Raw genomic sequence first — 10,073 nt, 5'->3', positions numbered from 1 at the left:
CCGTCGGACAGGCGCGGGGCGAACAGCGCGCCCGCCCCTTGCCCGGCCCCGCTGCCGGCCTGCTCGCGGACCTCCAGCGGAGTCAGGCCGCGGGCGCGCAGTTGGCCGAGGGCGCCACGCTGGCTGTCCGCCTCCAGGGTGCCGGTCTCGATCCGGCCCTGGGCGTCGGCGGCTTCGTAGCGGAAGGTCTGCATCAGGCGTCCCGGGTCACGCGGAGGATTTCCTCCAGGGTGGTGGAGCCGCTGGCGATCCAGCGCTCGCCGTCCTCGCGCATGCTGCGCATGCCGGCGGCGCGGGCGGCTTCGCGGAGATCCTGCTCGGCGCGGCCCTGGTGGACCAGGCGGCGGATCTCGTCGTCGATCACGAACAGCTCGTGGATGCCGGTGCGCCCGCTGTAACCGGTCTGGTTGCAGGCAGGGCAGCCAACCGCGCGCCAGCCGCCGTCCTCTTCGACCCGGCAATGCGTGCACAGGCGCCGCACCAGGCGCTGGGCGAGTACGCCAAGCATCGACGAGGCGAGCAGGAACGGCTCGACACCCATGTCCACCAGCCGGGTCACCGCCGACACCGCGTCGTTGGTGTGCAGCGTGGCCAGCACCAGGTGCCCGGTGAGCGAGGCCTGCACGGCGATCTGCGCGGTTTCCAGGTCGCGGATCTCGCCGATCATGATGATGTCCGGGTCCTGCCGGAGGATCGCCCGCAGGGCTACGGCGAAGGTCATGTCGATGCGCGCGTTGACCTGGATCTGGCTGATCCCCGGCAGGTCGTACTCCACCGGGTCCTCGACGGTGAGGATGTTGCTGGTGCTGGCGTCGAGCCGCGCCAGGGCGGCGTAGAGGGTGGTGGTCTTGCCGCTGCCGGTGGGCCCGGTGACCAGCACGATGCCGTGCGGCTGGCGGATCAGGTTGTCCAGCGGCGCCAGCACGCCCGGGGCCATGCCCAGAGTCTCCAGCCTCAGGCGTCCGGCCTGCTTGTCGAGCAGGCGCATCACCACCCGTTCGCCGTGGCCGGTGGGCACGGTGGAGACGCGAATGTCGATCGGCCGCCCGGCTACCCGCAAGGCGATGCGGCCATCCTGGGGCAGGCGTTTCTCGGCGATATCCAGCTGCGCCATGATCTTGATCCGCGACACCAGCGCCGCGTGCAGCGCCTTGCGCGGCGCAACCACGTCGCGCAGGGCGCCGTCGACGCGGTAGCGCACCACCGAATGGGTCTCGAAGGGCTCGATGTGGATGTCGCTGGCCTCATCGCGCGCCGCCTGGGTCAGCAGCGCGTTGATCATGCGGATCACTGGCGCGCCATCCTGGGTGTCGAGCAGGTCAGTGACCTCGGGGATATCGTCCATCAGGCGGTCGAGGTCGACCTCGCTCTCCGCCGCGCCGACCACCGCCGCGGCGCTGCCGGTATCGGAGTAGGCGCTGGCCAGCAGGGTGTCGAGTTCGTCGTCGCGGACGCTCTCCAGGCTGGCCAGCGCATGCCGCTGGCGCACCTCGCTGATCGCCCAGCCGGGCGTGCGCGGGCTGACCAGCAGGGTCGCGCCATGCTCGCCCGGCCGCAGCAAGGCGCGCTGCGCCTTGGCCCAGGCGTAGGGCAGCAGGCTCATAGCGGCGCCGCCTCGCCCAGCGGTACCGCGCGCAGCGGCCGCGGACTCGGGCGCAAGTCGTAGGCGGCCTGCGGGATGCCCTGCTGCGCCGGCGGCAGCACCGGAGCCTGCATGTCGCCGACGCTCCAGTCGTGGCGCGGCTGCACGCGCTGCTGGGCGCGGCGGATGAAGTCGTAGCGGTTGAGGGTGATGCTGCGCCCGGCGGCGGCGTCGCGGACGATGTAGGGACGCAGGAAGACCATCAGGTTGGTCTTGGTCCGCGAGCGCTTCTGGTAGCGGAACAGCGAGCCGACGCCGGGGAGGCTGGAGAGTCCGGGAACGCCGTCGGTGTTGTCCTGCACGTTGTCCTGCAACAGGCCGCCGAGGACCATGATCTGGCCGTCGTCGAGGAGGATGCTGGTATCGATCGCGCGCTTGTTGGTGACCACCCCGGCGGCGGTGCTGGCGCGCTCGTCGACGCTGCTGACCTCCTGGTAGACGTCGAGCTTGACCGTTCCTCCCTCGGAGATCTGCGGACGGATGTTCAGCTTCAGGCCGACGTCCTCGCGCTGGATGGTCTGGAACGGGTTGTTGCTGGTACCGCCGCCGTCGGTGACGTACTGGCCGCTGACGAAGGGTATGGTCTGGCCGACCATGATGCTCGCCGACTCGTTGTCCAGGGTCAGCAGGTTAGGGGTCGACAGGACGTTGGTGCCGCCGCGGCTCTTCAGCGCCCGGGCGAGCACCTTGAGGTCGAGGATCTTGCCGATCCCGGGGATGTCCACGGTGCCATCCACCAGGCCGATGTTGAGCCCCTTGGGCAACACGTCGATGGTGTTCTTGCCGGCCGTGTTCAGCGCCGACTGGCCGAAGTTGACCCCGCCGAACACGCCGTTGCCGCCGAGGTTGCCGGCCTGCCACTGGATGCCGAACTCGCTGGAGTCGTCTTCGCTGACCTCGACGATCAGGCTTTCGATCACCACCTGGGCGCGGCGCTGGTCGAGCAGGTCGATGACTTCGCGGAGGTTGCGGTACAACGGCTCGGGTGCGGAAATCAGCAGGGTGTTGGTGGTGGCGTCGGCCTGTACGGTGACCCCGCCGGCGGAGAACGCCGAGTTCTCCTCGCCCATCGCACCGGGTCCGGCGCCGCCCTGGCCGCTGCCCATCGCACCATAGGCGCCGCCGCTGCGGTTGCTGCCGCCCAACCCGCTGGAACCGCTGCCCGTGGTATTGCCGCTGGTTCCCAGGCCCTGGCTACCAGTACCGCTGTTGCCGCCACCGAGCATGCCGCCGCCGCTCAGGCGCGCGCGCTGCTGGTCGCCCTCGTTGCCCTCGCCGCCGCTGTCGCCGGTGATCAGCCCGCGCAGGGCCTGGGCCAGGCGGGTCGCCTGGGCGTTGCGCAAGTAGACCACATGGAGGTTGCCGGGATTGCTTTGCACGCTGTCCAGCTTGCCGATCAGGTCGCGCGCCAATTGCGTGCGCTCGGGGCTCGGCGAGCGGATCACGATGCTGTTGGAGCGTGGGTCGGCGAGCACCACGGTCTTCTGGCCCTGCTCGGCGCCGCCGCTGCCCTGGCTGTCGAGCAGTTCGGAGACGGTGCTGGCGATGTCCACCGCGATACCGTTCTGGATCGGCACCACGTCGGTGTCGCTGGCGCTGGGGATGTCGATGCTGGCGATGATCCCGGCGACCCGGTCGAGGTTTTCCGCGTAGTCGGTGACCACCACGGTGTTGTTCCCCGGATAGGCATTGATCGGGTTGTTCTGCGCGACGATCGGGCGCAGCACCGGGATCAGGTTCACCGCGTTCTCGTAGCGCAGGCGGAAGGTCCGCGTGACCATGCCGTTGGCCGCCGGCCGGTCGGCGCCGTAGACCGGCCCGCCGAGCAGCTTGGCGTCGGCCTCCGGCACCACCTGGCTGACCCCGTCGACGTCGACCACGCTGAAGCCCTGCATGCGCAGGGCGCTGGTGAGCATGCGGTAGGCGGTGCGCGCCGGTACCTGGCCTTCGGAAACCAGGGTCAGCTTGCCCTTCACCCGCGGGTCGACCAGGAACTGCCGGCCGGTGGCGCGCGACAGCGCGCGCACCACCGCTTCCACCTCGGTATCGACGAAATTCAGGCTGACCGGCTGCTCGCCGAGTTCGGCCGCTGCCGCTGAGACCGGAGCCACGGCACCGGAGCGCGCTACGCCGCGCCCGGCACTCAACGCGCGGCGGGCCTGCTCGGCCTGGGGCCGCTCGCGGACGTCGGCGCTGCGCAACGGCGCACCGGAGCGGACACTGCTCAGCGGCCGGCCGACTTCCTCGTCGGCCGGGGGCACGCCGGGGACCTTCGGCGTCTCGCTACACGCCGCGACCAGCAGCGCGCCCAGCGCCACGCCCAGTACAGGCCAACGACGCCGGGCATGGTGGAAAGCTGATTGCCTCATGGGGAATCCTTGGGAGCGGAAGACGACTGCAAATGGATCGAGGCGGACACCAGCCCGCCGGACGGCTCGCTCGAAGAGCCAGAGCGCTCCTCGGAAGGAGCGTCAAGACGCGTCACCTGCGCCTCGCTGACGCTCAGGCGCAACGCCGCCGGGCTGCGCGCCAGCCAGCGCAGCAAGGCCTCGCCGGACACGCTGGCGAAGTCCAGTTGCCATTGGCCCGGTTGCGGGGCGTCCAGTTGGAAACCGTCGAGTCCCTGATCGCGCAGGCTGCGACGGATCGCCTCGGCGTCCGCCGTACCGCTCAGGGTCGGACCGCGCAACGCCTCGACCTCGCGCAACACGCCGTCCACCGCCGCGGCCTGCGCACGCAGGCGCGGCAGCTCGGCTTGCCAATGCTCGATCCGCGCCAGCGGCGGATCGATGAACACTTGCCAGGTCAGCGCCAGGCATAGCGCCAGGCCACCGCCGGCGAGAATCTTGCGCTCGCGCGGCGCCAGTTGCCGCCAGTAGGCCTGCAGCCGCAGCAGCAGGGGACTCCAGCGCTGCGCCGGGGTATTCAGTAGGCCCGCCAGGCGCTTATTCATCTTCATCGGCAGCCGCCTCGGCAGTGCCACTGTCTGCCGCGCCAGCGGCCGGCGCTGGCGGCGCTTCCATGGCGCGCACCTGCCAGCCCTTGTCGGAGGCATCGGCCTGCAACCCGTGCTTGCCCAACTCGCCCTGCCAGGCAGCGGCATCGCCGCCTGGCGGTCCCGGCAGCAGCTCCAGGTCCAGTTCGCCGGCGTGGTAGTCCAGTCGTTGCAGGCGTCCGGCGAGGAACGGCATCGCCTCGCCGGCGCCATGCAGCAGCGCGGCCAGCCCCGGTACGGCATCGCCATCGGCCTTGCCGGCCAGATAGGCGTCGCGTCGCTCGCGAGCCTGGCGCAGCGGATCGAGCACCACCGGCAGTTCCGGGAAGGCCTGCTGCACGCGTTGACTGCTCTGCCGTTGCAAGGACTGGCCCTGCCCGGCCAATTGCCCGGCGTACAGGTTCAGGCCGGCGACCCACACCAGCAAGGCCAGGGCTGCGCAGACCAGGGGCATCTTCCAGGTGCCGTTGCCGGCGCTCGTCGCCGGCGCTTTCAGCGCCAATCCCCACGGACTGGCGGGCCCGCTCCAGCGCAGCGCTTCGTCCAGCGCCTCGGCCCGCTCCAGGGCTGCGGAGCCCCACGCCGGTCGCTCGCCCAGCCAGAACAGTCGCAACTCCTGCGGGACCTCAGCGAGGCCCTGCTCCGGCAAGGGATGGACCGCAGCGTCGCTCAGCGAGCGGCGCAACAGCAGATGGCCGTCCCACTCGCCGGCCACCCAACCGTCATCGCGCAACGGCAGGAGGAACGGCGCGGCCTGCACCTCCCGCACGTCGAGCCGCAGCCGCTGCACGGCCTGCTCCAGCGAGGCCAGCGCCGACGCCTCCAACCACCCCAAGGTCAGGCGCCCGTCGGCGCCGCGCGGGCCGTGGGCCAGGCGTAGCTGCGCCGGATCGCCGAGGACCAGCGCCTCGGCCGCGCAGTTCACCGCGGCGGCGAGCTTCGCCGCAGGCAGCGCCGGCAGTTCGAGACTGACCAGGCGGCAATCGCGCGGATGCAGGAACAGCGCCACCGGCAACCCCTGGCGTCGCCGCGCCAGTTCCGCGAGCGAGGCCTCGATTCGTTCCTGCACCGCGCCGCGCGCATCCAGGCGCAGGCAAGGCAGCGGCGCCGCCTCGGCGAACTCGCTCAGCGGCGGCAGCAGGCAACGCCAGGTGGCTTTCATGAGCCCACCCTCACCCAGTTGACCGCCGTGCTTTCACCGGCCTTGCGCTGCACCAGGGCTTGCAGGCGCACCTCTTGCCGGTCGCGCCGAGCATAGGCGGTGAGCAGGAACCAGTCGCTGGTGATCCCGACCTTCACCGACTGCGCCTGCAATTGCGGCATGTTCAGGCGGTTGACGAAGTCGCCGCGATTGAGGAACCAGCGGCCCCGGTCGCGCTCGCCGAGCACCCGCCGCGCCTGGTCCAGCCCGAGGCCGGGGACACAGGCGGCGAGCACTTCGGCGCGCGCGGTGTTGCCGTTGATCCAGGTGGTTTCGGGCAGGATGGTGACGTAGGGCCGCAGGCGTTCCAGGGTCGCCGGCGGAATGCCCAGCCGGGCCAGGTCGTCGAGACGCCTGAGCGCCGGCATGCGCGCCGGAAGCGCCCGCAACACGGCACCCGGCGAAGTCTCGCGGCCGCTGTCGAAGCCTGCGGGTTGCGTCTCGGCCGGCGGCGCTTCGGCGGGCAGCCGTGCATAGGAATCGAGTACCCGCTCGACGATCAGCCGAGTCTCCTTCGGGCGCACGCCGAGCAGACCGGCGAGGCGTTCGAAGTTCGCTCGCTCCTGGAGATCGGGGCGCTGGTCGACCAACAGGTTGCGCAGGTTGAACTTGCCCTGCTCGTCTTCCAGTTGGCCGTTGAACGGCAACTCGGCGCTGCTCAGACGCAAGCCACGCATCGGTTGCGCCCAGCGCTGGTCGAGGCGGGTCAGCGGGTCGCGGCGGCTGTCCTCGAGCAGCAACTGGCGGCTCCATTCCAGGCCACCGCGCAGCATCCATCCGGCCTGGATGCGTAGCTGCTCGCTTTCCAGGGCGCGGATGAATGCGCTCTGGCGGGCGATCAGGCCGGCGGCTATGACCGCGACCACGGTGACGATCAGCAGCGCGCTGATGATCGCCATGCCGCGCTGGCGATGACCGTTCATGGCGCGCTCAGAGCTGCCAGGAGCCGATGTCGGCGTTGATGCCCTCGCCGCCCGGCTGCCCGTCGGCGCCGAGGGAGAACACGTCGATCTCGCCGTTCACGCCGGGATTCAGGTACTGGTAGGGCTTGCCCCAGGGGTCGTTGGGCAGGCGCTCCAGGTACGAGCGCCAGTTGCTCGCCGAGGCATCGGCAGGACGCTCCGCGAGCACCTTCAAGCCCTGCGCCTGGCTCGGATAGCGGCCCTGGTCGAGGCGGTAGAGCTTGAGCGCCTGCATCAGCCCGGAGATGTCCTGGCGCGCCGCGGTGGCACGGGCCTGGTCGGGACGGTCGAGCACCTTGGGTACCACCATCGCGGCGAGGATGCCGAGGATCACCACCACCACCATGATCTCGATCAGGGTGAAGCCCCGCTGTCCCCGATGTCCTTTCGGGCTGGAGCTGAACTGCACGACATCCATCTCGACACTCCTCGGCATGGTTCGATTCGCCGCGGATTGTTTCAGGAAGATATGTCAACGATATTGAAAATCCTCGGGTGCGCCGCTCTTCCGGAGGCGCCCGCAAGGCCCTGGAGCCGGGCTTTCCGGCAGGCGCCGGGGATGGCTCGCGGGAGCGCCCTCCCGAGCTTTTGTCAGGGATCGGTCAGATTTCCCGGCTAGCCTGGAAGTCCCCTTTCGCCGACCTTTCCGCGATGTCCACGCGCCTGTCTTCCCGCGGTTTCACCCTGATCGAAGTGCTGGTCGCGCTGGCCATCGTCGCCATCGCCCTGGCCGCGGCGATCCGCGCGGTGGGCCTGATGACCGACGGCAATGGTCTGTTGCGCGACAAGTCGCTGGCCCTGCTGGCAGCGGAGAGCCGGCTCGCCGAGCTACGCCTGGGCGTCGGCGCGGCTCCGGGAAACAGCGATTTCGAATGCTCCCAGGGCCGCCTGCGGTTGTACTGCGAACAACGCGTCGAGGCCACCGACGACCCCGCGCTACTGTGGGTGGAAATCCGTGTGCGCACGCAGCGCGAACAGGCGGTGCCGCTGGCGCGCCTGAACACCCTGCTGAGCCGCTCCCGGTGATCTCAACCGCGCTTGAGGGTAGCCAGCGGCGGCGGTTCGGCGAGCCGCTGCATGGGCACCCGGCGAACCTCGCCGTTCTGCTCGATGAGCACCGCGTCGGCCTCGATCCGCCGCACCTTCGCCGCACGTGCCAGGACCTCGCCCTCGCGATAGGCCTGGGCCGGTGCGCCGTTCACCGAGAGGATGGCGATCGCCGCGGGACCACCGCTGATCAATCCCGCCAGTTGCACCTCGACCTCACCGGAAGGCGCCGCGAACCAGCGTTGAGCGGCGTCCTCGCCGCTGGGCGGCGGAACGGCGGCGACCTCGGCCTGGACCACGCCGGGAATCGGCGCCAGCAACAGATAGCCCCAGAACAGCAGGCCGGCGAGGATCGCCAGCACGGCGGCGAACTGGACCAGGCGGGGCGGATCGATACGGGGCATGGCCGGCATGGCGGGGCTCTCCTGGCGTATGGGCGACGGGCGCCACGAACGGCGCCCCGGCACCAGCCTAGCGCGGAATTCTCTCCGTTATGTTTCACACGCCGATCATCTTCGTCGGGCACTCTGGAAACCTCTCTCTTCGCGGAGCGGCATCCGGTGAGGCGACCCCGGCAAGGCGGTTTCACCCTGATCGAACTGATGGTGGTGCTGGTAATCGTCGGCATCGCCACGGCGGCCATCAGCCTGAGCGCCCGCCCCGACCCGACGGGCCTGCTGCGCCAGGATGCCGCGCGCCTGGCGCGGTTGCTGGAAATAGCCCAGGGCGAAGCACGGGTACGCGGTACGCCGATCCTCTGGCAGCCCAGCGCCAAGGGCTATCGCTTCAGCCCGCAGGCCTATCGCGGCAAGACCGACGCCTTCGCCGCCGACACCGAATTGCGCGCGCGCGACTGGCAGGCCGCGCCGCTGCGGGTCAGCGTGCGCCCGCCGCGACCGGTGTTGCTGGACGCCGAATGGATCGGCGCGCCGTTGCGGATAACGCTCTCCGACGGCCAACACAGCGTCACCGTGCTGCGCGAGGCGAACGGCCATGTCCGGGTACACTGAACGCGCGACGACGCGGCGCCGGCAAGCCGGCTTCACCCTGATCGAGGTGATGGTCGCGATCATGCTCATGGCCATCGTCAGCCTGATGGCCTGGCGCGGCCTGGACAGCATCGCCCGGGCCAGCGCGCACCTGGAGGACAGCACCGAGCAGGGCGCCGCGCTACTGCGCGCGCTGAACCAGCTGGAGCGCGACATCGCCCTGCACAGCGCCATCCGGGAGGAGACCGGCCTGCCCATCGGCGACGAGCCGATCCGGGCCGGCGACAGCCTGCCGCCCGGACTCGCACTGAAGCGCCTGAGCGAGATCCCATTGCGCCTGGACATCGTCCGCGCCAGTACCGAGCCAGGCGCGCCGCTGCAGCGCGTGCGCTGGTGGCGACAGGGCAAGGTCCTCTACCGCGCCGCCTCGCCCAGCGGCGACCGCCTGCCGTTGCCGCCGCTGGCGGAGCGGGTGGCTGTGCTGGACGACGTGAGTCGGTTCGAGATCCGTGCCTGGGTGCCGGGAAAGGGCTGGACGCGCCTGCCGGCACGCAGCAAAGTCCGCGCCAGCGGACTGGAGATCAGCCTGGCGCGGGTCACCCGCAACGGCGTGGAGCGCTATCGACGGGTGGTGGCCCTGCAATGAAGCGGTGGCTCAGCCGAGCAGCACCACCCCGCCCGGCAGGCGGGTGACCTCGATGCCATAGGCATCGCGGATCAGGGTCGCCACGTCGGCCAGTTGGTCGAGGCTGAAACGGGCCTGGACCCGGCGTCGGCCAAGGGCCTTGTCCAGCAGCAGGAGCATGCCGGGACGGTAGCGGTTGATTTCGTCGATCACCGTGGCCAACGGTACGTCGTTGAACACCAGCATGCGCTCGCGCCAGGCCATCACCTCGGCAACGTCGAAAGGCACCGGCGGACCGTTGCGTCGCTCGTCGAAGGTCAGTTGCTGGCCGGCCTGGAGGTCCAGGCGCTGGCCGAGGTGTTCGAGCCGCACGCTGCCCTCCAGGCAGGTCACCACGCAAACGTCACCGCTGCTGCGCACATTGAAGCGGGCCCGGCTGGCGCTCAGCCAGGCGCTCCCGGCCATCACCCGCAGGCTGCTCTGCGGCGGGTGGCTGGCGATGATCTCGGCCTCGCCGCCGAGCAGTTCGATGGTTTCCTGCTGCTCTTGATTGAGCCGCACGTTCAGGCGGGTGCGGGTGTTCATCTCGATCCGCGTCTCGCCGCTCACCTG

The 10,073-nt window shown here is 70.3% G+C and carries 10 protein-coding genes and 2 pseudogenes; 3 read left to right on the top strand and 9 right to left on the bottom strand.

Translation table 11 applies throughout. From position 1 onward, the window contains the following. The 7 genes and pseudogenes from FFS27_RS21555 to gspG all read right to left on the bottom strand — a co-directional run. Nucleotides 1–194: pseudogene (locus tag FFS27_RS21555) on the bottom strand (type II secretion system inner membrane protein GspF); the annotation flags it as partial. Beyond that, nucleotides 194–1,603 (bottom strand): type II secretion system ATPase GspE, encoded by a 1,410-nt coding sequence (gspE, locus tag FFS27_RS21550; protein WP_003120811.1) that lies wholly within the window; start codon nt 1,601–1,603, stop codon nt 194–196. The pseudogene FFS27_RS21555 and the gene gspE, both read right to left, overlap by 1 nt. Beyond that, on the bottom strand, nt 1,600–4,011 hold the full coding sequence (gspD, locus tag FFS27_RS21545; protein ID WP_023101536.1) for a type II secretion system secretin GspD: 2,412 nt from the start codon (nt 4,009–4,011) through the stop codon (nt 1,600–1,602). The genes gspE and gspD overlap by 4 nt, the downstream gene beginning before the upstream one ends. After that, on the bottom strand, nt 4,008–4,601 hold the full coding sequence (locus FFS27_RS21540) for a type II secretion system protein M (protein ID WP_003111906.1): 594 nt from the start codon (nt 4,599–4,601) through the stop codon (nt 4,008–4,010). The genes gspD and FFS27_RS21540 overlap by 4 nt, the downstream gene beginning before the upstream one ends. Continuing rightward, nucleotides 4,588–5,799, bottom strand: a complete 1,212-nt coding sequence (gspL, locus tag FFS27_RS21535) for a type II secretion system protein GspL (protein ID WP_023096073.1) — start codon at nt 5,797–5,799, stop codon at nt 4,588–4,590. Before gspL ends, FFS27_RS21540 begins: the two co-directional genes overlap by 14 nt. Further along, nucleotides 5,796–6,761 carry a type II secretion system minor pseudopilin GspK gene (gspK, locus tag FFS27_RS21530; protein ID WP_003085351.1) on the bottom strand — a complete coding sequence of 322 codons (966 nt, stop codon included), beginning with the start codon at nt 6,759–6,761 and terminating at the stop codon, nt 5,796–5,798. The genes gspL and gspK overlap by 4 nt, the downstream gene beginning before the upstream one ends. A gap of 7 nt (nt 6,762–6,768) precedes the next feature. Further along, complete coding sequence (gspG, locus tag FFS27_RS21525; protein ID WP_003085349.1) at nt 6,769–7,218, bottom strand: type II secretion system major pseudopilin GspG; 450 nt, start codon at nt 7,216–7,218, stop codon at nt 6,769–6,771. 233 nt (nt 7,219–7,451) lie between these two features. Here gspG and gspI point away from each other — a divergent pair, with 233 nt between their 5' ends. Beyond that, a complete protein-coding gene (gspI, locus tag FFS27_RS21520) occupies nt 7,452–7,826 on the top strand; it encodes a type II secretion system minor pseudopilin GspI (RefSeq protein WP_003085347.1) in 375 nt (124 codons plus the stop codon). Between the two features lie 2 nt (nt 7,827–7,828). Here the strand turns inward: gspI and FFS27_RS21515 are convergent, their stop codons facing one another. After that, complete coding sequence (locus tag FFS27_RS21515; RefSeq protein ID WP_003141149.1) at nt 7,829–8,260, bottom strand: type II secretion system protein N; 432 nt, start codon at nt 8,258–8,260, stop codon at nt 7,829–7,831. A 147-nt stretch (nt 8,261–8,407) separates the two neighbouring features. Between FFS27_RS21515 and gspH the strand changes: the two genes are divergently transcribed. Together gspH and FFS27_RS21505 are read left to right on the top strand one after the other, a co-directional pair. Next, on the top strand, nt 8,408–8,857 hold the full coding sequence (gspH, locus tag FFS27_RS21510) for a type II secretion system minor pseudopilin GspH (RefSeq protein WP_003111910.1): 450 nt from the start codon (nt 8,408–8,410) through the stop codon (nt 8,855–8,857). Next, complete coding sequence (locus FFS27_RS21505) at nt 8,841–9,482, top strand: PulJ/GspJ family protein (protein ID WP_003141152.1); 642 nt, start codon at nt 8,841–8,843, stop codon at nt 9,480–9,482. Before gspH ends, FFS27_RS21505 begins: the two co-directional genes overlap by 17 nt. Nucleotides 9,483–9,491: 9 nt before the next feature. Here the strand turns inward: FFS27_RS21505 and vreR are convergent. Further along, nucleotides 9,492–10,073: pseudogene (gene vreR / locus FFS27_RS21500) on the bottom strand (anti-sigma factor VreR); the annotation flags it as partial.

The sequence above is a fragment of the Pseudomonas sp. 2VD genome, from assembly GCF_005503585.1.
Taxonomy (GTDB): Bacteria; Pseudomonadota; Gammaproteobacteria; order Pseudomonadales; family Pseudomonadaceae; genus Pseudomonas; species Pseudomonas aeruginosa.
The sequence above is the reverse complement of the archived record's forward strand: the minus strand, read 5'-3'. Positions and strand labels throughout refer to the sequence as shown.